20 protein-coding genes are annotated in these 24,698 nt (G+C 51.3%); 13 read left to right on the forward strand and 7 right to left on the reverse strand.

What is annotated here, in order from left to right:
• The first annotated feature begins 62 nt into the window (after window positions 1–62).
• Window positions 63–1,004, forward strand: coding sequence for a PstS family phosphate ABC transporter substrate-binding protein (locus tag IFO68_RS16640; protein ID WP_272872735.1), 942 nt, complete (start codon window positions 63–65; stop codon window positions 1,002–1,004).
• Between the two features lie 93 nt (window positions 1,005–1,097).
• Here IFO68_RS16640 and ppx read toward each other — a convergent pair whose 3' ends face one another.
• The 3 genes from ppx to IFO68_RS16655 all read right to left on the reverse strand — a co-directional run bounded on the left by ppx (window position 1,098) and on the right by IFO68_RS16655 (window position 5,325).
• Window positions 1,098–2,612: an exopolyphosphatase gene (gene ppx, locus IFO68_RS16645; RefSeq protein WP_192016961.1), complete on the reverse strand. Its 1,515-nt coding sequence runs from the start codon at window positions 2,610–2,612 to the stop codon at window positions 1,098–1,100.
• Window positions 2,609–4,732, reverse strand: a complete 2,124-nt coding sequence (gene ppk1 / locus IFO68_RS16650) for a polyphosphate kinase 1 (RefSeq protein WP_192016962.1) — start codon at window positions 4,730–4,732, stop codon at window positions 2,609–2,611. The genes ppx and ppk1 overlap by 4 nt, the downstream gene beginning before the upstream one ends.
• A gap of 71 nt (window positions 4,733–4,803) precedes the next feature.
• Window positions 4,804–5,325 (reverse strand): glycine cleavage system transcriptional repressor, encoded by a 522-nt coding sequence (locus tag IFO68_RS16655; protein ID WP_192016963.1) that lies wholly within the window; start codon window positions 5,323–5,325, stop codon window positions 4,804–4,806.
• Between the two features lie 260 nt (window positions 5,326–5,585).
• Here IFO68_RS16655 and IFO68_RS16660 point away from each other — a divergent pair, with 260 nt between their 5' ends.
• The 4 genes from IFO68_RS16660 to phoU are packed head-to-tail and all read left to right on the forward strand — an operon-like array spanning window position 5,586 to window position 10,985.
• Window positions 5,586–7,790, forward strand: a complete 2,205-nt coding sequence (locus IFO68_RS16660) for an ABC transporter permease subunit (protein WP_192016964.1) — start codon at window positions 5,586–5,588, stop codon at window positions 7,788–7,790.
• 31 nt (window positions 7,791–7,821) lie between these two features.
• Window positions 7,822–9,420, forward strand: coding sequence for a phosphate ABC transporter permease PstA (pstA, locus tag IFO68_RS16665; protein ID WP_192016965.1), 1,599 nt, complete (start codon window positions 7,822–7,824; stop codon window positions 9,418–9,420).
• A gap of 14 nt (window positions 9,421–9,434) precedes the next feature.
• Window positions 9,435–10,253, forward strand: a complete 819-nt coding sequence (pstB, locus tag IFO68_RS16670; RefSeq protein ID WP_192016966.1) for a phosphate ABC transporter ATP-binding protein PstB — start codon at window positions 9,435–9,437, stop codon at window positions 10,251–10,253.
• Between the two features lie 12 nt (window positions 10,254–10,265).
• Complete coding sequence (gene phoU, locus IFO68_RS16675) at window positions 10,266–10,985, forward strand: phosphate signaling complex protein PhoU (RefSeq protein ID WP_027252979.1); 720 nt, start codon at window positions 10,266–10,268, stop codon at window positions 10,983–10,985.
• 38 nt (window positions 10,986–11,023) lie between these two features.
• Here phoU and ppk2 read toward each other — a convergent pair whose 3' ends face one another.
• The 3 genes from ppk2 to IFO68_RS16690 form a co-directional block, all read right to left on the reverse strand.
• Window positions 11,024–11,833, reverse strand: coding sequence for a polyphosphate kinase 2 (ppk2, locus tag IFO68_RS16680; RefSeq protein WP_192016967.1), 810 nt, complete (start codon window positions 11,831–11,833; stop codon window positions 11,024–11,026).
• Between the two features lie 131 nt (window positions 11,834–11,964).
• Window positions 11,965–12,717 (reverse strand): copper homeostasis protein CutC, encoded by a 753-nt coding sequence (locus IFO68_RS16685; RefSeq protein WP_192016968.1) that lies wholly within the window; start codon window positions 12,715–12,717, stop codon window positions 11,965–11,967.
• Between the two features lie 144 nt (window positions 12,718–12,861).
• Window positions 12,862–13,464 (reverse strand): peroxiredoxin C, encoded by a 603-nt coding sequence (locus IFO68_RS16690; RefSeq protein ID WP_027252976.1) that lies wholly within the window; start codon window positions 13,462–13,464, stop codon window positions 12,862–12,864.
• 130 nt (window positions 13,465–13,594) lie between these two features.
• On the opposite strand from IFO68_RS16690, the gene IFO68_RS16695 reads away from it, so the two are divergent.
• From IFO68_RS16695 to aceA, 3 genes are all read left to right on the forward strand, one after another.
• Window positions 13,595–14,491: a hydrogen peroxide-inducible genes activator gene (locus tag IFO68_RS16695; protein ID WP_192016969.1), complete on the forward strand. Its 897-nt coding sequence runs from the start codon at window positions 13,595–13,597 to the stop codon at window positions 14,489–14,491.
• Between the two features lie 621 nt (window positions 14,492–15,112).
• A complete protein-coding gene (gene aceB, locus IFO68_RS16700) occupies window positions 15,113–16,714 on the forward strand; it encodes a malate synthase A (RefSeq protein ID WP_419555451.1) in 1,602 nt (533 codons plus the stop codon).
• 170 nt (window positions 16,715–16,884) lie between these two features.
• Window positions 16,885–18,192 carry an isocitrate lyase gene (aceA, locus tag IFO68_RS16705; RefSeq protein WP_192016971.1) on the forward strand — a complete coding sequence of 436 codons (1,308 nt, stop codon included), beginning with the start codon at window positions 16,885–16,887 and terminating at the stop codon, window positions 18,190–18,192.
• A gap of 233 nt (window positions 18,193–18,425) precedes the next feature.
• Here aceA and IFO68_RS16710 read toward each other — a convergent pair whose 3' ends face one another.
• Window positions 18,426–19,037, reverse strand: coding sequence for an acyl carrier protein phosphodiesterase (locus tag IFO68_RS16710; protein WP_192016972.1), 612 nt, complete (start codon window positions 19,035–19,037; stop codon window positions 18,426–18,428).
• 333 nt (window positions 19,038–19,370) lie between these two features.
• On the opposite strand from IFO68_RS16710, the gene IFO68_RS16715 reads away from it, so the two are divergent.
• The 5 genes from IFO68_RS16715 to yajC all read left to right on the forward strand — a co-directional run bounded on the left by IFO68_RS16715 (window position 19,371) and on the right by yajC (window position 24,693).
• Window positions 19,371–20,525: a S1 family serine peptidase gene (locus IFO68_RS16715; RefSeq protein WP_192016973.1), complete on the forward strand. Its 1,155-nt coding sequence runs from the start codon at window positions 19,371–19,373 to the stop codon at window positions 20,523–20,525.
• Between the two features lie 228 nt (window positions 20,526–20,753).
• Window positions 20,754–21,863: a S1 family serine peptidase gene (locus IFO68_RS16720; protein WP_192016974.1), complete on the forward strand. Its 1,110-nt coding sequence runs from the start codon at window positions 20,754–20,756 to the stop codon at window positions 21,861–21,863.
• 89 nt (window positions 21,864–21,952) lie between these two features.
• Window positions 21,953–23,005 (forward strand): tRNA preQ1(34) S-adenosylmethionine ribosyltransferase-isomerase QueA, encoded by a 1,053-nt coding sequence (gene queA, locus IFO68_RS16725; protein WP_192016975.1) that lies wholly within the window; start codon window positions 21,953–21,955, stop codon window positions 23,003–23,005.
• Between the two features lie 203 nt (window positions 23,006–23,208).
• Window positions 23,209–24,336 carry a tRNA guanosine(34) transglycosylase Tgt gene (gene tgt / locus IFO68_RS16730; protein ID WP_192016976.1) on the forward strand — a complete coding sequence of 376 codons (1,128 nt, stop codon included), beginning with the start codon at window positions 23,209–23,211 and terminating at the stop codon, window positions 24,334–24,336.
• 21 nt (window positions 24,337–24,357) lie between these two features.
• Window positions 24,358–24,693, forward strand: a complete 336-nt coding sequence (yajC, locus tag IFO68_RS16735; RefSeq protein ID WP_192016977.1) for a preprotein translocase subunit YajC — start codon at window positions 24,358–24,360, stop codon at window positions 24,691–24,693.
• Window positions 24,694–24,698: the final 5 nt, after the last annotated feature.

A 24,698-nucleotide genomic window follows, 5' to 3' on the forward strand; every position in this document is an offset into this window, starting at 1 on the left:
AAGAGCGGTAAATGAAACACAAAGGCTGGGTGGCGACATTGAAGTGGGGCTGGCTGGGCGCGATGAGCCTGTTGAGTGGTGGCCATGCTCTTGCACAAGATGCGCCGGCGCCTGCTCCTTATCAGAACGTCGAAGGCGTAGCCGGTGTGCTGACGTCTGTCGGCTCCGATACCTTTGCCAACCTGGTGACTTACTGGTCGGAAGCGTTTATGCAGCGCTATCCTAATGTGAACGTTCAGGTGCAGGCGGCGGGCTCATCCACCGCGCCGACCGCACTGATCGAAGCCACAGCCCAGCTTGGCCCGATGAGCCGCCCGATGAAGAGCCGGGAAATGACTGCTTTTGAACAGAATTACGGGTATAAGCCTACGGCGGTTCGGGTTGCGATTGATGCACTTGCCGTCTTTGTGCATGAAGATAATCCCTTGCAGGGGCTGCGATACCGGGAACTGGATGCGGTGTTCTCCCGTACTTTGCGTTGCGGTGCCAATTCGCCAATCACACATTGGGGGCAGCTGGGGTTAACCGGCCGCTGGGCGCAGCGTGATATCCAGCGCTTTGGCCGTAACTCCGTCTCAGGCACTTATGGTTATTTCAAGCAAAAAGCCTTGTGCAACGGCGATTTCCGCAATGATGTCAACGAGCAACCGGGTTCGGCTTCTGTGGTGCAGTCGGTATCGACCTCGCTCAATGCCATAGGGTATTCGGGCATTGGCTATCGGACCTCAGGGATCCGGGCATTACCTATCGCTCAGGGGGATGGTCCTTTTATTGCGGCCACCAAAGCCAATGCGGCCAACGGCAGCTACCCGCTAGCGCGTTATCTGCTGATTTACGTTAATAAAGCGCCCGGCAAACCCTTACCTAAACTGGATGCGGAATTCCTGCGGTTCATTTTATCCAGTGACGGTCAGCAACTGGTGGATAAGGACGGCTACGTGCCTTTACCCGCGGCTGTGATCGCCAGAGAGCTGGCGGCGCTGGGGCTGGCAGATGCTGAGTAAGTCTCAGTATCTGTTAAAGGCTCAAACGATAATTCCCGCCAAAGCGGGGATTGGGTAGGTTACTAAGACTGCGATGGTTTTCGCTTGACCTGTCTATTCACATTCTTCTTCCGGCGAAATTGACAGCTCCCAACCGGTTTTTTGCCAGTAATCCCGCTCTTTCGCCAGATCGGCCGCCAGTAAACGGTTATTACCCTGCCAGCCATCAGGCAGGGTGAGCTGCCATTTTTCTTTATCAGCGCTCAGGGTAAGTGCTGGCAGCGGCTCATCAGAGCGCTGTCCATGCAGGGCGACGGCCAGTCGCAAGGCGCGGATCATCGGATAGATGTGTTTGCGGTTGTAAATGGTCAGCTCTGGCATTTCATCGAGCTTGAGTGGTTTGCGCTGAAAGCGCACTAAGGTCGCCAGTACTGTCTGTTGCTCAAGATTGAAGCCTGGCATAGTACTGTGGCGCAACAGATACGCGGAATGGCGGTGAAAGCCGGGATAGCTGATACTCAGCCCGACCTCATGCAGTAATGCGCCCCAGCTGAGCAGCGATGCCAGCTCAGGCGTATGACTGGCGGACGGATCAGCAATCTGGCTGTACAAGTGCTCTGCTGTGTTTTTTACCCGGTTGGCCTGATCGATATCCACGTTATACTGCGCTGCCATCGCAGTGGCCGTCCGGCTTCTGATATCACTTTGACGGAACCTGTCTTCCATTTCATACAGCAGCCCTTCACGCAGCGCGCCATCGGAAAAAATCATAGTGTCGATTTTCAGTGCGCTGAATACCGCGCTTAAGATGGCGACACCTGCCGCAAAAACCGGTTTTCGATCTTCGGTCAGTCCGGGCAGGTTTAACTCAGAACTCTGTTTGCAGGCGGAAACCTGTTTGACCACCTCGTCCAGCCGCTCTCTGGTGATCACCCCGTCGGCATGTCCCTGGGCGATGACCACTTCCCGAATGGCTTTGATGGTACCCGAGGAACCAATGGCCGTATCCCAGCCCATTTTGCGATACTTGCTGGCGATGCTTTCCATTTTCTGTAGCGCTGCCATCTGGGCTTTGGTGATGGCTTTGGCGGAAATTTTGCCGTTGGGGAAAAAGTGCTGGTTATAACTCACACAGCCCATGTGTTTGCTGTACTGAAGCTGGGGATCAAAGCCTTCGCCGATAATCAGTTCGGTACTGCCGCCGCCAATATCGACCACCAGTTTGCGGCCCGGTTCGTGCTGTGTATGGGCGACCCCCAGATAAATCAGACGCGCTTCCTCTGTGCCGGGAATGATTTCAATGGGATAGGGAAGTACGCGTTCAGCCCGTTTTAGGAAAACATGGGCATTCCTTGCTTGCCTGAGGGTATAGGTCGCCGCGATGCGGACGTTTTCCGGCGCAAAACCCTGCAAGCGTTCGGCAAACATTGTCAGACAACTCAGGCCGCGCTGAATGGCAGCCTGATCCAGATCCATATTGTCGTTGAGTCCTTCAGCCAGATGCACACGCTGTTTATGCCGGCTGACAATCTGCAGGCTATGGCCCACTACCCGGGCGACCACCATATGGAAGCTGTTTGAGCCCATATCTATTGCTGCTATTTCGCGGGGACGCTCAATTTCTATCATGCTGCGTTTTCATTATTCTCTTCGGAGGCCATCGTTTCAGCTATCTGGCTGGCTTGTTTTTGCATCTTTTTTTCAGACTGTTTCAGGTAGTCGTAGATGGCAATCTGCGATCTGATTTTCCGCTTGTTACCGCGCGGTACGTAATTGTTGCTCATCGACTTATCCAGAATTCTTGCTTTGACTGTGTCTGAGAACTGGATGTTAAGTATGTCGATGATTTTCTGCTTCAGCTCAGGTTGCCTTATCGGGCAGCCAACTTCAATACGGTTGTCGATATTGCGTGTCATCCAGTCTGCGGACGAGATGAACACTTCGGGCTCGCCATTATTTTCGAACACCATGACTCTGGGGTGTTCCAGGAACCTGTCAACGATACTGATGATCCGTATGTTGTCGCTGATACCGGTAATACCCGGCACCAGAGAACACATGCCACGAATGATCATATCAATGCGAACACCAGCGCTGCTGGCCTGATAGAGGCGGTTAATCAGTCCCTTATCAACCAGATTGTTTACCTTGAGTGTAATGGCTGCCGGCAGTTTTTGCTTGGCGTTGGCAATTTCTCTGTCGATGAGTTCATACAGACGGCTGCGCGAGTTGCGCGGCGAGACTATCAGCTGATTGAACTTTACCGGCCGGTACGGGTTCTGAATAAAGCTAAATACCTGACGCACTTCGTTGGTCAGCTCAGGATCGGCGGTGAACAGCGAGAAATCGGTATAAATCCGTGCTGTTTTCTCATGGAAGTTGCCTGTGCCTATGTGTGCGTAGCGGACGATGGCATCGTCTTCCTGGCGTGTGATCAGGCACAGTTTAGAGTGAATTTTCAGTCCAGGTACGCTGAACACGACACGCACACCCGATTCGGTCAGGCGTCTGGCCCATTCGATATTGGCTTCTTCGTCAAAACGCGCCTGCAGTTCAACCACCACAGTGACCTGTTTGCCGTTATTGGCGGCATCTATCATAGAATCTATGATGCGCGAGTTTTTGGCGACCCGGTAAATATTGATATGGATGCTGCGGACTTTAGGATCGAACGCGGCCTGACGGACAAATTCCGTCATGTGGTTGAATTTGTGGTACGGGTAGTACAGCAGGATATCTTGCGCCTTGATGGCTTCAAACGCATTTCTGGCGCTGACAAAATGGTAACTGTCCAGAGCCGGTAAGGGTTTGTTTTCCAGGTAGCTTCGGCCAATGTTCGGAAAACTGATGAAATCTTTGAAGTTGTGATAGCGGCCGCCGGGAATAATGCTGTCGTAGCTGGACACTTTCAGCAAGCCGCACAGTTTTTCTATCAGTTCCCCCGGCATATCGCGCTGATAGACAAAACGTACCGGCATAGCCGTCAGGCGTTGATTCAGCCCTTCTGACATCAGTTCCAAGATACCGTGGTCAACTTCCTGGCTGAGATCGTACTCGGCATCCCGGGTCATCTTCATCGAATAGGCCGCCAGACTGTCGTAATCGAAAAAAGCCTTGAAAATATCATCCAGGCACAGCCGGATAATATTATCTAACAGAATCAGTGTTTTTCTGTTTTTACCTTTGGACTCAGGAACTTTAATAAAGCGCGGTAGCTGGTCGGTCGGAATTTCCAGCAAGGCATACTGGCTGTTGTCCCCCTGCTTCATGTCGATCGCCAGATAGGTATATTCATCCTTGAGAAACTGCAGCAGATCGATATCGTCAGTCAGTAAAATCGGTGTCACGTGAGGCAAAATGGTGTGGCGGAAATACCGTTTCAGCCACTCAACCTGGTTGTCATCGACCTGTTGTTCGTTGATGAGGAAAATATGGCGGCGGGCCATTTCAAGCAGGATTTCGTTATACAGGGTATCGAAGTCCTGATTCATTTTCAGAACCCGGCTCTGGATCTTGCTCAGCAGGTGCTTGGCATTGGTGTTGCCGCTCTGCTCCTGGGTGATCAGAATACGTCGTTTGACATCGGCAAAGCGGACTTTATAAAACTCATCGGTATTGCTGGAAAAAATACCCAGGAAACGGACTCGTTCAATCAGCGGTACTGATTTGTCCGCCGCTTCCTGGAGGACTCGTTCATTAAAAGACAGCCAGCTAAGTTCTTTGTCAATATACAGCGGTTCAGTACTCATGGTTTTCCTAACATCAGAATCAACAGCAGAGAGAGCGGCCTGTCTTTCAGTTTTGAAAGGACAACAGCCCTTTAGTGCGCTTCACTACTTTCGGGTTCTTCGAAATCTATTGTCAGATCATCGGCCAGACTTTCCAGCTGCTGCTGTACGGTCGAGACAGCCACTTCTGCCGGGATTTCAAGTTCAAACCAGGCAGTGAAGATGGGGTAGCCCCAGTTGGGTGCACTGTGTGTGTCGGTTTTTAGCTTGTGAATATTGATCCCCAGCTCGCCAAGGCGAGTGGTGACTTCTTTGACGATGCCTGAGCGGTCGTTGCCTGTGACTGTGAGCTGCTGCAGTTGAGCGGGAGGCGCCGTGATCTTGGTATCCTCGGCGATATGAATGTTCAGACCATCAAGCTTGGACATAGCCTGCCGTAAGGGCTTGACGGACTCTTCCGGGATATCGACCTGAAGAATACCGGCAAACTGACCTGCCAATTTGCTCATACTGCTGCCCAGCCAGTTGCCTTTATGCTGATAAACAGTATCTGATAATGCCCCCACTAATCCCGGGCGATCCTGACCAATGACTGTAATGACAAGGTGTTTCATGTCGCGTCTCCTTCTGGTAGCGGTTAAATTCATTATCTGACCACGATCAGATTATGTCCAGACAGGATACCTACTGAGTCACCGGAATTCGGCTACCGTCATAAATCATTAAGAATACGGAAATTTTGTTGCAAATTGATGTCAGTCATTCCATCAGTCTCTCACAATAAAAAGGGCAGCAATAAACCGCAAGTCGCTGTAATATTACTGTCATCTAACAGACATATACTTTGTCAGTTTGTAACTTACATGGGGTGAGAATGGCAGATGCCGGTGCATTTTTGACTGACAATAACCGTAACCGTCAACGAAAAGACAGGTTTGCGCGTTATGGAGTGATTGCCGGTGGAATATCTGTCCTTCTGACTCTTGTCCTGATCTTTTTCTATCTGCTTTATGTGATCGTGCCTGTGTTTGCACCGGCCAGGATCACGCCTGTTCAGTCGTTTTCTATTCCGCTGACACAAACCGCTGCAGTGCGTGTCAATGAACAGAACACCCATGCTTTTCACTTCTCCTCTGAGGGGCAGATCAGCCTGGTCGCACTCAGTGCCCGTGAGGGACAGCAAGCGGTTACACAGCAGCAGGCTGTGATGGCTAACCCGACCAGCTTCGCTGCGGCTTTGCCTAACGAGCACGTGTTTGCCTATGGTGATCAGTCAGGTGGCGTCACTGTGGTGAAGCCGCTGATCAGACAGGGTAAGCTGATGATGAGCAAGCCCCTGACATCCTCTTATATTCAGCTTGATACTCAGGGGCAGCCTCTGGTTCAGCTGGCGGTTTCAGTGCGTCGCCAGGTCGCGGCTTTGGTTGGTGTCACACAGGATCAGCGGCTTGTTGCCAAGGTTTTCCATCGTGGCAGTGGTCTGGATACCGGTGAACAGGCGTGGCAGGAAACCCAGCTTGCTATGCCGGCAATCGGGCATCCGGTAACGGATATGGTGGTGACGCCGGATGGCCGCACTGTGTATGTGCTTAATGGCCGACAAGTTACTGTGATTGATCTGCGGCATACCGTAGGGCGGATTCGCCAACAAACAGATGTCAGTCAGGGGGCGGGGGATCCGGTCGCCATGACGGCACTTTCTGGTGCTAATTCGCTGTTAATTACCGGTAATGACGGCAAAGTCACGCAATGGTTTGAAGTGGTGAGTACGGGGCAACGCCAGCTGATACCTGCTCGCACCTTTTCAGCCGATTCAGGTGCTCTGCATCTGGTGGTGCCTGAGTATTACCGCAAAGGCTTTCTCGCTGTTCAGGATGGCGGCAGGCTTACGGGATATTACATGGCGGATTCACCTGCTCCTGTACTGGAATCCCGGCTGTTCAGTCAAACGCCCGATCTGATGGCTGTCTCGCCCCGTGCCGACAGGTTGCTGGCGATCTCAGAGCAGCAGTGGCAGTTATTTAAGGTCTCCAACCCTTACCCGGAAGTGAGTTTCAGCAGCCTGTGGCAGAAAGTCTGGTATGAAGGTTACCCGGAACCGGATTATGTCTGGCAGTCCACTTCTGGTACTGACGAGAGTGAGCCTAAGCTGAGCCTGATACCTGTTGTTTTCGGCACCCTGAAGGCGGCTTTTTACGCTTTGTGTTTTGCGATTCCTCTGGCACTGGCTGGTGCTATCTATACCGCCTATTTTATGTCTTCTTCGATGCGTAAAGTGGTGAAACCGACGATAGAGATCATGGAAGCCCTGCCGACTGTCATTCTGGGGTTTCTGGCTGGTATCTGGCTGGCGCCTATCGTTGAAAATAATTTGATAGGCATAGTGCTCAGCGTGCTGGTGCTGCCTCTGGTGATGGTGGCTGTCGGTCTGGGTTGGGCTATGCTCCCAGGCGGCTGGCAGCGAAAAATGCCAACCGGGCTGCATATTTTATTGCTGATGCCAACGCTGGTGCTGGCCGGATACCTTTGTTTCTCGCTAAGCCCTGTGGTTGAACAAGCTTACTTTGGCGGGGATATACGCAGTTATCTGACCAATAACTGGGGGATTGGTTATGATCAGAGAAATGCGCTGGTGGTGGGGATCGCCATGGCCTTTGCGGTGATCCCGACCATTTTCACCATTGCCGAAGATGCCATTTATTCGGTACCGTCGCATCTGAGCAGCGGCTCGCTGGCACTGGGGGCAACCCCCTGGCAGACCCTGACCCGGGTTGTCCTGCTAACCGCCAGCCCGGGGATCTTCTCCGCTGTGATGATGGGGCTGGGACGGGCGGTGGGAGAAACCATGATAGTGCTGATGGCTACAGGCAATACGCCCATTATGGACTGGAACATACTGGAAGGTTTGCGTACGCTGTCGGCAACCATTGCTATAGAAATGCCGGAATCGGAAGTCGGCAGTGCGCATTACCGTGTCCTGTTTCTGGCGGCATTTGTTCTGTTTGTTTTTACCTTTTTCTTCAATACCCTGGCTGAAATTGTGCGTCAGCGACTGCGTGAAAAATACAAGTCGCTATGATCACCGGGGCAGAGGCTGTGTGACTGATTAGATGTTGAAATGGATGCGTTCCGGCTCCCCCTGGATCTGGCTGACGGCTGGTACTGTCAGCCTGAGTTTGCTGGCGGTGCTGGGTTTGTTACTCATGATAGGCTGGAAAGGATTGAGTTACTTCTGGCCGGCACAGGTGTATCGGTTTGACGTCAGTCTGGCTGATCATCAGCAAGTGATCGTGGGTGAAATTTATGAAACCAAACAGGTGCCCCGCCAGCAGTTACTGGAAGCCGGGTATGAGCTGGCGGGCAATGATAATACGACCATTGCCCGCTATCTGATCAAAACCGGCAACCGTGAATTAGCCGATTTAGACTTTGTGACCCTGCTCGATACACAAATCCGGTCAAAGGAAGTGGCGCATGGGGTTGCAGTGATTGACAGGCTGCGTAACGGCAAGTTTTACGGTTATCCGCAGGCAGTGATGGTTAATGGCAGCAGTCACAGTGCTGCTTTATTACCTGACTGGCTGAGCCAGGCTGAGGCCGCCAAAGAAGCTATACTGGAATTACAGCAAAATCAGTATATTCCGCTGAATCGTCAACTGGCGTCGCTGGCAGCTAGCAGTGATAAAACGTCCGAGTCGCGACGGGGGGAGTTGCTGGCTCGTCTGCGTGAGGTTGAGCACGAGCTCGGACAAGTCCGTCAGGTACTGGATGGTCAGTCGCTGCTGATGAAGGACGCTGAAGGGCGTGAGGTACAGATACCGCTGGCGGATATACTGGACGTCTGGTACCCCAACGATATGTCATTCTCTGAAAAAGTGGCACACTGGGGACGTCAGCTCGGTCACTTTGTCACTGATGCGCCTCGTGAAGCGAACACCGAAGGGGGCGTGTTTCCGGCCATTTTCGGCACTGTGCTGATGGTACTGCTGATGAGCGTGATTGTGACGCCTTTGGGAGTACTGGCCGCGATTTACCTTCATGAATATGCCAAACAGAACCGCTTTACCCGTTTAATTCGCGTGGCTGTGATCAATTTGGCGGGTGTGCCGTCTATCGTGTATGGCGTATTTGGTCTGGGCTTTTTTGTTTATATGGTGGGCGGCACCATTGACGAGCTGTTTTTTTCGGATCAGTTACCCGCGCCGACTTTTGGTACGCCGGGTATTCTCTGGTCTGCGCTGACACTGGCGATTCTGACCTTGCCTGTGGTGATAGTCTCAACCGAAGAGGGCTTGGCCCGTATACCGCCCGCCATTCGTCACGGCTCGCTGGCATTGGGCGCGACACAAGCCGAAACCTTATGGCGGATTGTGATCCCCATGGCCAGCCCGGCTATCATGACGGGGTTAATCCTCGCGGTGGCCAGAGCGGCGGGAGAAGTGGCACCACTGATGTTAGTCGGTGTTGTGAAAATGGCGCCATCGTTACCGATAGATGCACAGTTTCCGTATTTGCATTTAGACCGAAAGTTCATGCATCTTGGCTACCATATCTATGATGTCGGCTTTCAGAGTCCGAACGTAGAAGCGGCGCGCCCTCTGGTTTATGCGACCTCTTTGCTGCTGGTCACTGTCATTATTGGTCTGAATCTGACCGCCATTGGTATTCGTAATCATTTGCGGGAGAAATTCCGCGATCTGGAACAATAACGAGAAGGACGTAGATGTTTTCATTCAACGCCAGTATGGACTGGCTTAAGCCAGTCGATCTGACCGCACTGCCAGAAGAAAAAACCGCCCTGACAATAGACGGGCTGGATCTGTATTATGGTCAGAAGCAGGCGCTGTTTACTATCAACATGAAGATTGCCAAAGGCCAGGTCACGGCCTTTATCGGTCCGTCCGGTTGTGGGAAATCCACCCTGCTGCGCTGTATTAACCGGATGAACGAGCTGGTGGAAGGCTGTCGGGTTGAAGGGCAGATCATGCTGCATGGCAGAAACATCTATGATCAGAATGTGGATGTGGCGGCCCTGCGCCGTCGCGTCGGCATGGTCTTTCAGCGGCCCAATCCGTTTCCTAAATCCATTTATGAAAACGTGGTTTACGGTTTACGTCTGCAAGGGGTGAAAAATACCCGGGTGCTGGATGACGCGGTAGAAAATTCACTGCGCGGCGCCGCGCTGTGGGATGAAGTGAAAGATCGTTTGCATGAGAATGCATTTGGTTTATCCGGCGGCCAGCAGCAGCGTTTGGTGATTGCCCGCGCCATTGCGATTGAGCCGGAAGTCATCTTGCTAGATGAACCGACCTCCGCCTTGGATCCGATCTCCACGCTGACCATTGAAGAGCTGATCAATGACCTGAAGAAAAAGTACACGGTTATTATTGTTACCCATAATATGCAGCAGGCCGCCCGCGTTTCAGACAACACGGCTTTTATGCACATGGGCGAGCTGGTGGAGTACGCATCAACCAATGACATCTTCACCACCCCTAAAGAAAAACGCACGGAAGATTACATCACCGGCAGATACGGATAAGGAGTAGAGACAATGTTAGACAATATGAGCCTTAGCCGTCATATCTCCGGCCAGTTCAATGCCGAGCTTGAGAGTATACGCACCCATGTCCTGGCTATGGGCGGACTGGTTGAGCAACAGCTGACAGATGCGCTCAAGGCAATGCACAGGCAGGATGTCGATCTGGCTCGCCGGGTCATTAAAGATGATCATAAAGTCAATGCGATGGAAGTGGCGATTGATGAAGCCTGCACCCGGATTATTGCCAAACGTCAGCCGACCGCCAGTGACTTGCGTCTGGTGATTGCCATTATCAAAACCATTACTGATCTCGAACGCATTGGTGATGTGGCAGAAAGCATTGCTAAAGTGGCGCTGGAAAACTTCACCAATAAGCAATACAACCTGCTGGTGTCGCTGGAAGCCCTTGGTCAGCATGCTGCCCGTATGCTGCATGAAGTACTGGATGCCTTTGCCAGAATGGATGTCAAAGCGGCGATTCGGGTGTATCAGGAAGATGACCGGATTGACAGAGAGTACGAGGCGATCATCCGGCAATTAATGACCTATATGATGGAAGATCCGCGATCTATCCCGAATGTGCTGCAAGTGATGTGGTCGGCGCGTTCCATTGAGCGGGTGGGGGATCGCTGCCAGAATATCTGCGAATACATCATTTACTTCGTTAAAGGCAAAGATATTCGCCATACCAGTCCACAGGAAATGGAAATTTTCATGGATAATAACCGCTGAAGGTTATCGGGGGAGTCATACGGCTCCCCGGTTTGCTCTTAATCGTCGCTTTTATCAAAGCGATCCGGCACAAAAGTTTGCTCGTCCATGGGCGGTCGCGTGTAACCACTCTTGTTGATCTCGGGCAGGATCACTTCCGGATACTGGATGTCCTGATAGGGGATCTGGCTCAGGAAATGCGAAATACAGTTGATTCTGGCTTGTTTCTTATCGTCACTTTCAACCACCCACCACGGGCTCTGTTTAGTATCTGTGTGGGCAAACATCTTGTCTTTTGCCGCCGAATATTCCGCCCAGCGTGAGCGTGATTCCAAATCCATCGGACTGAATTTCCATCGCTTGATCGGGGTATTGATGCGTTCCAGAAAACGCTTTTCCTGCTCTTCGTCTGATACCGAGAACCAGTATTTGATCAGTATGATGCCGGATCGCTGCAGCATGCGTTCGAATTCCGGGCAGGCCAGCAGAAACTCTTCGTATTCTTCTTCGCTGCAAAAGCCCATCACCTTCTCGACCCCGGCACGGTTATACCAGCTTCTGTCAAACAGTACGATTTCGCCGGCAGAGGGAAGCTGTTCCACATAGCGCTGAAAATACCACTGGGTTTTCTCTTTCTCTGTCGGTTTTGGTAAGGCGACCACCCGACAGACACGGGGGTTGAGCTTCTCGGTGATCCGCTTAATGGTGCCGCCTTTGCCGGCCGCATCCCGGCCTTCAAAAATCACCAGCACTCTCAGGCCTTCCTGTTTGACCCACTCCTGGCACTTCACTAGTTCAATTTGCAGACGCTCAAGCTCTTTCTCATAGTTTTTCTTCTTGAGCTTGCTTTGTAACGGCTTGTCAGACATAAGTAAATCACATTCCTGTTTACTGGACTCTGCGCTAATAATAGCCTGTTTGAGTCATGTGTTATGTGATCGGTTGACTATAGGGATGAAAAGTTTGACGACTCGCTCCCTGAAAAGGAGCGAGTATGTGCTCAGTACTTGAGTGCTGTGATGACTGCGGCGATCTTATCACTGCTGGTCACGGGAATGGTGTAGTCATCGACCTCTTGACTGCCCATGTGGGCGCCAGCGGCGATATGCTCCATCAGGCTTGGCCGTGTCGTTTTACCCGACAGGTGCAACTCTTTCACTCCGGTTTGCGCGACAATCTTAGCGGCGTTGCTGGCGGTAATCCCAGCGCCGGCCATGATGCTCAGGCGATCACCGCAATAGCGTACCATGTCTGCCAGTGTCTCAGCCCCTTCCAGCGCCGTGGACTGCAGCCCGGAAGACAGAACGCGTTCGCAACCTGCGCGCATAATGGCATCAAGTGCTTCTGTGTAGTTGTCGCATTGATCAATAGCCCGGTGGAAAGTCACGCCCAGCCCTGTAGCCGCTTTCATCAGCTCGGTCAGCTGTGCGGTGTCCACTTTGCCTTGCGCCGTCAGCACGCCTATCACAATGCCCTGAAGGCCTATTTGCTTGGCGGCATGTATATCTGCCAGCATGACTTCCATATCTTCGCCGGAGAATAGAAAGTCGCCCTGGCGGGGGCGGATCATGGCATAGACGGGCACCTTAGCGATACGGGCAGCCTGATGCATTAAACCGACGCTGGGTGTCAGGCCACCCAAGGCCAGTGACGAGCATAATTCTATACGGCTTGCCCCGCCTAGTTGGGCGGCATGCAGGGATTCAATACTGTCAATACAGACTTCAAGATGAGTCAGGGGAAATGCGGACATGAGGGTGCCTTGTTCAGTAAACCTTGGCAGAGTGTAAACGGAGAGGGGAAGGCTGTCGAAGTGTCTGATCAATCTCAGTGATGAAAATGAGATAAAAATAAGCCCGGCACTATGGCCGGGCTATGCATTCAGCGCAAGGCTGTATTACAGGTCTGCAGTGTGCTCAGACAGGTAAGCAGCAACACCTTCTGGAGAACCAGTCATGCCTGCTTTGCCTTCTTCCCACTGTGCCGGGCAAACTTCACCGTTTTTCTGGTGGAAGTTCAGCGCGTCAACCATACGCAGCATCTCGTCGATGTTACGGCCCAGAGGCAGGTCGTTAACCACTTGGTGACGAACAACACCTTCTTCGTCGATCAGGAAAGAACCACGGAAAGCAACGCCAGCTTCTGGGTGCTCAACGTCGTAAGCTTTACAGATTTCGTGCTTAACGTCAGCAATCAGAGGGTATTTAACCTGGCCGATACCGCCGTTTTCAACAGCAGTGTTACGCCATGCGTTGTGAGAGAACTGAGAATCGATCGATACACCGATAACTTCAACGCCTTTCGCTTGGAAATCAGCAAAACGCTTGTCAAAAGCGATTAGCTCAGATGGGCAAACAAAAGTGAAGTCCAGCGGGTAGAAGAAAACAACCGCTTTTTTGCCTTCAGTGAATTGCTTGAAGTTGAAGTTATCAACGATTTCACCGTTACCCAGAACTGCAGCAGCTGTGAAATCAGGTGCTTGACGACCTACTAGTACCATATTGGTGCTCCTAATATTGGAATGTGTACCACCCCGTAAGGGCAGTTCCTTCATAAATCAGGACACACTATAGCGAAAGTGCTACATTGAAAAAAGTGGAATAAATAGATTATTACAATCGAAAAATACGATGAGCAAATTTCCTTCTCTGAAACAACTCCATTATCTGGTGACACTTTATGAAACCCGCCATTTTGGTGAAGCGGCCAAGCAGTGTTTTGTCAGTCAATCCACATTAAGCTCTGGGATTCAGAATCTTGAGGATCTGGTTGGCTGCCAGCTGATTGAGCGGGACAACAAAGCCCTGGTCTTTACCACCACAGGTGAAGAAGTCGTGGTACGCAGCCGTGAACTGCTGGCAAGAACGCAAGATATGATGGAACTGTCGAAAAGCGGTGAAGACCAGATGGCTGGTCAGGTCAGGCTGGGGTGTATTCCGACCATTGCCCCTTTCTTGCTGGGCGATTTAGTGCAGGCGGTGAATCGCAGGCACCCGCAACTCCATCTTTTATTGCGCGAAGATACAACGGACAATCTGTTGAGCGCGTTACGCAATGGTGACATGGATGTGCTGATACTGGCACTCCCGGTTGAAATCAGCGGTATGCACAGCCAGGTAGTGGGGCGCGATCCCTTCAAAATGGTGATCAGTAAAAATCAGGCCGACAAGGTGAATGTTCCGCTGCGCTATGCCGATTTACCGGATGAATCTGTCTTTTTGCTGGAGAAAGAACATTGCCTCACCGGCCATGCGGTGTCTGCGTGCCAGCTAACCAGTAAAGAAAAGATTAACCCGTTTGCGGCGACCAGCTTACATACCCTGGTACAGATGGTATCGAATGGTCTTGGCTCTACCTTTATTCCGCACATGGCGATCAAGCATGGCTTGGTCGATAGCCCGGATCTGGTGATCTTAGATCCGCCAGGGCAGGCCGCTTATCGTGAAATAGGTCTGGTCTGGCGACCGACATCCAGTCGTGTACCCACTTTTCAATGCCTGGCAGAGATAGTCACAGAGCTGCTTTAACAACATTCAGGACGCTCAGTAGACATGTTTTTATTTTTTGGTGAAATATTCTGCTGAGTTCGGAAATGTTTGATACTTTATTCTGTTTGGTCATTTTTCCAAGTGCTTCATTTTGTAGGTTTTTTCTGTTTCGTTCTGTAAAACAATTCCCCGCCATACACGCAAAATTATTCCTCCAATGTATGACTCTGCCAAATCTTGTCTATAAATGTATGTAGATTGAGTGCGTTACAGTCCATCTTGCTATTTTGTCTTGTTTAAAACGGCATATTTCCAATTGTTAATTTAGTGTTAATTAGTAATTTAATTACGTAATAATTTACATTTTTGGTTGAGAAACAGACTGGAGGTTAAAAACCGAATATATCGCCTTAAAGTGTTTTAATTTAGTGTTTTGAGTAATAACTCTATTTTTTGTAAATTATTGATTTTGTTGTGTTTGTTTGGTTTTTGTGATTCTGTTGCTTTTGGGGAGGGTTTGCCTTTTCCGATTTGTTAAGGCAACGTAATAGCCATGTTGAGGCCGAAAGTGGTCTATGATGGAAATCAGCCGATGCATAGTTTAAGTCGTGATTTAGTTACACTTGGCTGATTTGGGTAAATGGGGAGTCATAAATGAGTATGGAAAATCACCACCAGTTTGGTCAGCTGACGTTGGTCGCACCGCTTTCAGAGTCACAGCGAGACATCCTGAGTGATGACGCAATGGCTTTTGTTGAGCAACTGGTCAGTCGATTTGCTTCCCGTGTGCCGGAACTGCTGGCAGCACGTGAAGTTCGTCAGCAGTCTATTGATGCCGGGCAGTTACCTGACTTCCTGCCTGGCACCCGGGATATCCGCGAAGGTAACTGGACCATTCAGAACATTCCGTCTGATCTGCAGGATCGCCGTGTGGAAATCACAGGTCCCGTTGATCGCAAAATGGTGATTAATGCGCTGAATGCCAATGTAAAAGTATTCATGGCGGATTTCGAAGACTCCTTTGCCCCCGCCTGGAGTGCAGTGATTGACGGCCAGCGTAACCTTAGGGATGCGGTGAAGCGCACTATTTCTTACACCCACCCTGACACAGGGAAAGTGTATGAATTGAAAGAGGACCCAGCAGTACTGATCTGTCGCGTCCGCGGCTTGCACCTGCCGGAAAAACACCTCTTCTGGAATGGTCAGCCGATTCCGGGTGCGCTGCTGGATTTTGGCTTGTATTTCTTCCACAACCATAAGCAATTGCTGGAAAACGGCAGCGGGCCGTACTTCTATGTTCCCAAGCTGCAGGCTTACCAGGAAGCGGCCTGGTGGAGTGATGTGTTCAGTTTTGCCGAAGATCAGGCTGGCCTGGCGCGAGGCACGATTAAGGCCACTGTGCTGATTGAAACTCTGCCGGCAGTGTTTGAAATGAATGAAATTCTTTTCAGCCTGAAAGAGCACATTGTGGGTCTGAACTGTGGCCGTTGGGATTACATCTTCAGTTATATCAAGACACTGCGTAACCACCCGGATCGTATCTTGCCGGATCGGCAGGTGGTGACCATGGAAAAACCTTTCCTCAACGCTTACTCACGTTTGCTGGTGAGAACCTGCCACCGTCGCGGAGCGTTTGCAATGGGAGGCATGGCAGCCTTTATTCCTTCTAAGGATGCCGAGCGTAATGCCTGGGTACTGGACAAGATCCAGACCGATAAAGCGCTGGAAGCCAATAACGGCCATGACGGCACCTGGGTTGCCCACCCGGGGCTGGCGGATACCGCCCGCGACGTTTTTGATAAGTGCCTGGGTGCACGTTCAAATCAACTGGATGTGACGCGTGATTCGGATGCACCGATCACGGCGGCTGAGCTGTTGGCACCCTGCGACGGCGAACGAACAGAAGACGGTATGCGTCATAACATTCGTGTTGCTGTGCAGTACATCGAAGCCTGGATCTCTGGCAACGGATGTGTGCCGATTTACGGCATGATGGAAGATGCTGCCACCGCTGAAATCTCTCGTGCTTCCATCTGGCAATGGATGAAGCACGGAAAGTCGCTGAGTAACGGCCAGATAGTTACCAAAGCACTGTTTGAACAACTGCTGGATGAAGAAATGCAAGTCCTGGAGCAGGAAATCGGTACTGAGCGTTTCAGCAAAGGACAATTCCAGGAAGCGGCTGCCATGATGGCGCGCCTGACCACCAGTGATGAGTTGGTCACCTTCCTGACACTGCCTGGTTATGAATACCTGGAATAACAGTGAAGCAAGCATTCAAACCGGAACTGTACACATAACAAAAAGCACATAGTGCAACAAGTACTGCCCGGCTTAGTCCGGGCAGAGGAAGCCCAAGAAAACTGAGTAGAACTGAAGCGCAGAACGTCCAGATTTTGCGAAATATCGCCACATAATACGAGGGATTTATTATGACACTGACTCGCCAGCAACAGATCGAAGCCATTGAAAAGGATTGGGCGGAGAACCCACGTTGGAAACATGTTAAGCGTACTTATACTGCGGAAGAAGTGGTTAATCTGCGTGGTTCGGTCGTACCGGCGAACACACTGGCACAGCGCGGTGCTGATAAGTTGTGGGATTTAGTTAACGGCTCTGCCAAGAAAGGCTATGTGAACTGTCTTGGCGCTCTGACCGGCGGCCAGGCTGTTCAGCAGGCGAAAGCGGGAATTGAAGCTATTTATTTGTCAGGCTGGCAGGTAGCTGCTGATAACAACACGGCATCATCCATGTACCCAGACCAGTCCCTGTACCCGGTCGATTCAGTGCCAGCGGTTGTAAAGCGCATCAATAACTCTTTCCGCCGTGCTGATCAGATTCAGTGGGCAAACGGCAACAGCCCGGAAGAAGGTGGCATTGATTACTTCCTGCCTATCGTTGCAGATGCGGAAGCCGGCTTTGGCGGGGTACTGAATGCTTACGAGCTGATGCGCAGCATGATTGATGCAGGAGCTGCCGGCGTACACTTCGAAGATCAACTGGCTTCGGTGAAAAAATGCGGCCACATGGGCGGTAAAGTTCTGGTACCTACGCAAGAAGCGGTACAAAAACTGATTGCTGCCCGTCTGGCGGCGGACGTTTCCGGCACAACGACGCTAGTGATTGCCCGTACCGACGCCAACGCTGCCGATTTGCTGACCTCAGACTGCGATCCGTATGATGCCGATTTCATTACCGGTGAGCGTACACAGGAAGGTTTCTACCGCGTTCGTGCCGGTATCGATCAGGCTATCGCCCGTGGTCTGGCTTATGCTCCGTATGCCGACCTGATCTGGTGTGAAACAGCGACGCCTTGTCTGGAAGAAGCGCGTAAGTTTGCTGAAGCTATCCATGCTAAATACCCGGATCAGCTGCTGGCGTATAACTGCTCACCTTCTTTCAACTGGGAGAAGAACCTGGATGCCGATACGATTGCCAAATTCCAGCAAGAGCTGTCTGACATGGGCTACAAGTACCAGTTCATCACACTGGCGGGCATCCACAACATGTGGTTCAACATGTTCGAGCTGGCACACGCTTATGCTCAGGGTGAAGGTATGCGCCATTATGTTGAGAAAGTACAGCGCCCTGAGTTTGCGGCAGCAGAGAAGGGTTATACCTTTGTTGCTCACCAGCAGGAAGTGGGTACTGGTTACTTCGACAAAATGACGAACGTCATTCAGGGCGGAAACTCATCTGTGACTGCGCTGACAGGTTCAACTGAAGAAGATCAATTCTGATTGAATTGACCGGCAATAAGCAATCTATCCTAGTAAGACCGTTTCGCAGCTGTTACCCGAGAGGGGATTGCGATTAACGTTATCGACTGTGATCAGGCTTGTTCACGTCAAGCCTAGTCTGATAACGCTTTCTCTTAACGAATTGTTATCGCCTTGGGAGCCTCTGGCTCCCCTTTTTCTTTTCTGATTTTTCTAATCAGTATTTTCGACTTATCTCTGCTTTTTGCCTTCGCTTACTTTTCCGGGCGTAGCAGCACCTCTTTGTGCGTCAGCCAGAATGCTTGGGATGCATCCATCAGCCTTGGATAGAGAATGAAGAAGCTCTGTTCCAGCTCCTGATAATGCCCGGCCAGAAAAGGCGGACATTCAGCCAGCGAGCTTAACTTCGGGCGGCGAATTGCCATGCGTTCCAATGCCTGATGAATACTGGCAACCTGCTGATACTGAATCAGCCATTCTTGCTGCCACATACGTTGCGTCATTTGCCGGTAATGGTCCGGTTCATTTCCCTCAAAGCCTTCAACGTTTTTACGCGCCTGTTCAACAAATGCGGCCAAGGGTAAGGCATGGAAAGTCTGCCAGTGGCGGGCGAGGTAATGATCCCAGATCATATCCAGAGCGATACCGCTTACCCGGCGGATGTCCGGCGGAAACGCTCTGCGCCAGGCTCTGACTTCAGGCTGGCTGTCGATATAGCTATCGACAAAGCGGTGAAGCTTGATACCTGCTGCCACATCAGAAGAATAATCGCGGTAGGGATCGCCGCGAACAAAATCGGCCAGCAAGTTGCCCGCCAGATGACTCTGACAATGATCAGCCAAGTGAAGGTGTGCCAGGAAGTTCATAGTAGTGAATTCAACATCTATTGCTGCCGTTAGATAAGAGTGAGCCTGACACTGTAGCAGCAATACCGGGCTGCGGTGCAGTGACTGCGTGCAGTATCAGATACAGTGTAGAGTGAAACATAATGATGCTGTCATTCTGAGGCACTGGTAAAACTTTTTGGATCTCTTTTCGCAGTTGCGGACTTTATTGCGAAAAAACGCCACTATCCTTAGTTAAAGCAAGCAGTTTGGTCGCCTTAGTTTAGTCGCATTGCCTGAGTCATATTAATAGACTCATGAGTTCCTATGTAACCCTTTTGCTGCGATGCTTTGCCCAGGGAGTGAGGGAATACTATGAACGCCTTTTCATTCATGCCGTTAGCCGCAGTACTGGCCTTGCCACTGATTTCAGGCACTGTGTTGGCCGAACAGCAAGTGCAGCAAGCCAGTGCCTCAGCCCGTACTGAACCGGTAGCCAGGATCATTGGCGGCAACCCGACATATCAGGAAAACATTCCGTGGCAGGCGCTGGTATATATTGACGCCGGCAACGACGGCCATGATGTCTTTCAGTGCGGTGGTGTCATCATAGATAAGAATACAGTACTGACAGCCGCACATTGCATTATCAAAAACTCAGTCGCAGCGCAGCAAGATGAGATATTTGTCTGGGCGGGTATTACCTCGACGGACTCTGTGACTGCTTTCAATGCCCTGCGAGTGACAGCGGTTGATCTACATCCGGGTTTTAATGAAGAGACTTTTATCAATGATATTGCTTTGCTGCGCCTGGGCAAGGATATTCCGGCAGGTGCCCAGCCCATCCAACTGGCCACTGTGAGTGAACAGCAACAGGCCGATACGGCATTTGACAATACTTTTGTGCCCGACAGCCAGCGCGGTCAGAATTTACTGGTGTCCGGGTGGGGCCGGACCTCAACTGAACCCGGGGCCACCTCGGCCCGGCAGCTGCAGCATGCGTTGCTTGCTGGCGTGCCGGACGATTATTGCGAACAGGTATGGGGCTCAGTGGTTGAACCGTCTCAGAGTGCAATGTTTGTGTGTGCGATGTCGCCAGATCCTGCGGTTAAGCGTGACACTTGTCAGGGCGATTCCGGCGGTCCATTGGTGTGGCAGAACCCCCAGGCCAGCGCCGATAGTGATCTGGGTTTTCGGCTGGTGGGCTTAGTCAGCTTTGGGGCGGAATGCGGAGCGGATTTCCCTGCTGTTTATACTGAGGTTTCTCATTATCGTGATTGGATTGCTTTGATAGCGGGAGACGGTTTTAACTTTTACCCGGACTCTGTTTTTGCATTTAATCCGTTTGCCCTCAATGCCGAAAATACCTCAGTGACGTCTGAGACAGACACTCAGAACAGCCAAGACAGTGCTATCAGTGCATTGAGTAGCGCTATGGCGAGTCGATCGGGGGGGAGCGTAACGGCAGGAGGCATGCTTGCACTGCTGGGGATGCTCTGGTGGCGCAGAAGTCAGGGCGGTGAAAGCTGAACAAGGGCAGTTCAGTATGCTCAGTATCTGAGAGGCGTATTAACAACTGCCCCGTAAAATTATTTTTATTATCAACGGTATTGAATGCTTGTCCCTCCAGAGCCTGATGCCACTCTGTCTGCTTTATCCTCTGCAATGAACTATCCGTCCAAATTCTCAATAAGTGACAATGGCGCAATAACAGTGAGAATTATAATTAAGCGACTGTAAATCATGAGGGTAGCAGTTATGAAAGCCCCCATAACTAACAGTCTGTTATTGCTGGCTTTCCTGTTTTTTGTGTCAGGGCTGGCGAAGGCACAGACTGATGAGTCGCCTGCCCAGGCGGAGCAATTCGAACCAACAGCCAGAATTGTTGGTGGTATATCCGCTGTGCCCGGAGATATTCCCTGGCAGGCGTTTATCAATATTGATTTTTCTGATAACGGCACAGAAGTGTACCTGTGTGGCGGTGTGGTGATTGCTCCTCGCATCATACTGACAGCGGCGCATTGCATTATCAATGGCGGCCGAATTGCCACTCCCCTGCGTGTGAAAGTCTGGGCCGGTATTACATCGGTATTCAGTGCGACAAGCAGAAATGCTGTCCCTGTCAGCGCAATCAATGTGCATCCCAGTTACAACAGCAGTAATTTTAACAACGATATTGCCATCATCCGCCTGAGCCTGGATCTGCCGGAAACTGCGATCCCGATACAGATAGCGTCTGTCCCGACCCAGAACCGGGCGGATGCTGAATTTGCCAATACTTGGGTGGCAAACAGCAACCGTCCAGCCAATTTACTGATCTCGGGGTGGGGCAGTGTGACACCGGATCCGGATTCTGCAGGTTCCACTCAGCTGCAACAGACGGTATTGTCTGGCGTACCCGACCGGGTCTGTGACAACTTGTGGGGGAGTTCGGTGCACCCCGGGGTGTACAGTATTTTTGTCTGCGCCTCTCCTCCGTCACCTAATTTATCCCGCGACAGCTGCTTTGGTGATTCAGGCGGGCCGTTAGTCTGGCAGGATCCGCAGGCCAGCAGTGATCCGGATTTTGGCCTGCGTCTGCTGGGGCTGGTGAGCTTCGGCGAAGGGTGTGCCGGCAATCTGCCCGGAGTCTATACCCAAGTCCCTTCCTATTTTGACTGGATAGCCGCTGTCGCTGGCAGCGATTTCCGTCCCAATCCGGCAGCTGTGTTCAGCGTGAATCCTTTTCTGAAAGACTACAGCAATGCGGGGCTGGAACAGTTTCGGGTGGAGAGCAGTGGTAGCGATGACAGCGGGGGAAGCTATTCGCTGGCATGGCTGCTGGGACTCGTCGGCCTGCTTCTGTGGCGTTCGCGCAAGAAAGGCTGACAACAAATCATTTCATAACATTTCTCCGGGCTTGATATTGCAGTGTGGCGGCCTATACTAGCTGCCTGCTGTAAGTTAGGGCCTAAAAAATGCAAGTTTCAGATTTTCACTTTGACCTTCCCGATGAATTGATTGCACGTTATCCGCAGCCGGAGCGTTCATCCAGCCGCCTGTTACAACTGGACGGTAACAGCGGTGATGTGTGCCATAAATCGTTTAGAGATGTGTTGGATCTGGTGCGTCCCGGTGACCTGCTGGTATTTAACAATACCCGGGTGATCCCGGCGCGTATGTTCGGCCGTAAAGCCAGTGGCGGTAAGCTGGAAGTGCTGGTCGAGCGACTGCTTGATGATAAGAGCATTCTGGCTCACGTTCGGGCTTCTAAAGCACCCAAACCGGGCACCCAACTGTTATTGGGCGAAAATGACGAGTTTGAAGCCGAAATGGTTGCCCGCCACGATGCCTTGTTTGAAATTCGCTTCAACAGTGCGCTGACGGTACTGGAGATTCTGGAGCAGGTTGGTCACATGCCCTTGCCGCCTTATATCGACCGTCCGGACGAAGAAGCAGACAAAGAGCGTTATCAAACGGTTTATAATGCCAAACCCGGTGCAGTGGCTGCTCCGACCGCCGGGCTGCATTTTGATGAACAACTATTGGCGGATATCAAGTCAAAAGGGGCCGAGTTTGCCTTCGTGACCTTGCACGTAGGTGCCGGCACCTTCCAGCCAGTCCGGGTTGATAATATTCATGATCACCATATGCACGCAGAATACGTCGAAGTTCCGCAAGAGGTGGTTGATGCGATTCAGGCCACCCGAGCCCGTGGCGGCCGGGTGATTGCAGTGGGAACCACTTCTGTTCGTTCGCTGGAAAGTGCGGCTCAGGATGCCCTGAAGAACGGTACCGAACTGGTCCCTTTCTTTGGCGACACGGATATTTTCATCTTCCCTGGCTACGAGTTCCAGCTGGTGGACGTGCTGATCACCAATTTCCACCTGCCGGAATCCACCCTGATCATGCTGGTGAGCGCATTTGCCGGTTATGAAAATACCATGGGCGCTTATCAGCAGGCTGTTGAACACAGTTACCGTTTCTTCAGTTACGGGGATTCTATGTTCATCACCCGGCGACAGCGCTGAATCGGCTGCGCTGAGCCAGTGTCTGGCTGTGTGCGTGAATTCTGGCGCGGCAGCCTGAATAGCTGAACTTTTACTCAATATCACTGTCTGGTCTTAGGCCGGACAGTTCGCGATCCTGATTGATTGGGGGTTGCAGTGCATCAGGCGATGGGCCTTTTGCATCGACTTAACGTCAGATTGTTTCTCTGGCTTTTGGAGGCTTTGTGAAATTTGAATTAGATAAAACCCAGGGACGTGCACGTCGCGGCCGTCTGGTCTTTGAACGCGGTACGGTAGAAACGCCGGCATTCATGCCTGTGGGTACTTACGGCACCGTAAAGGGTATGACGCCGGAAGAAGTAAAAGACACAGGTGCACAGATCCTGCTGGGTAATACTTTCCACCTGTGGCTGCGCCCTGGTCAGGAAGTGATGAAACTGCACGGCGATCTGCATGACTTTATGCAGTGGCAAGGCCCGATTCTGACCGATTCAGGCGGTTTCCAGGTGTTCAGCCTGGGTGATATCCGCAAAATTACCGAAGAAGGGGTGCATTTCCGTAACCCGGTCAACGGTGACAAGATTTTCATGGACGCCGAAAAGTCGATGGAAATTCAGTACGATCTGGGCTCTGATGTGGTGATGATTTTCGACGAGTGTACGCCTTATCCGGCGACGCATGACGAAGCGAAGACATCGATGGAAATGTCACTGCGCTGGGCAAAACGCAGCCGTAACCATTTCGATAAAATGGGTAATAAGAATGCTCTGTTCGGTATAGTACAGGGCAGCGTCTATGAAGATCTGCGTGATGTATCGGTCAAAGGCCTGACTGAGATCGGCTTTGACGGTTACGCTGTGGGCGGTCTGGCCGTTGGCGAACCGAAAGAAGATATGCACCGTGTGCTGGAGCATACTTGTCCGAAATTACCGGAAGATAAGCCGCGTTATCTGATGGGTGTCGGTAAACCGGAAGACCTGGTTGAAGGTGTGCGCCGTGGTATCGACATGTTCGACTGTGTGATGCCAACCCGTAATGCCCGTAATGGCCACCTGTTTGTGACTGGCGGTGTGATCAAGATCCGTAATGCGAAACATAAAACGGATACAAGTCCACTGGATCCGCACTGTGACTGTTACACTTGTCGCAATTACTCGAAGGCGTACCTGTATCATCTGGATAAATGTAATGAAATTTTGGGTGCACGCCTTAATACAATCCACAACTTACGCTACTATCAGCGTTTGATGGAAAGCATTCGTCAGGCGATTGAAGAAGATCGTTTCGACGCATTCGTAGAAGAGTTCTACGCGCGCCGGGACCGCGAAGTTCCACCATTAAAAAACGTTTAACTATAACGAGGACGTGAATAAATGAGTCTTTTTATTTCTCAGGCACATGCAGCAGCAGAAGGCGCTCCACAAGGTGGCGGCATGCAGCTGTTTATCATGCTGGCTCTGTTTGCTGTAATTTTCTACTTCATGATCTACCGTCCGCAGGCCAAGCGGGTGAAAGAGCATAAAAACCTGATGTCTGCCATGGGCAAAGGTGATGAAGTGCTGACCAATGGCGGCCTGGTGGGTAAGATCACCAAAGTCTCAGCGGAAAATGACTACATTGTGATCGCACTGAACGACACAACTGAAGTTACCATCAAAAAGGATTTTGTTTCTGCCGTTCTGCCAAAGGGCACAATGAAATCACTGTAATTTAT

The organism is Photobacterium arenosum (assembly GCF_014841115.1).
GTDB lineage: Bacteria > Pseudomonadota > Gammaproteobacteria > Enterobacterales > Vibrionaceae > Photobacterium > Photobacterium arenosum.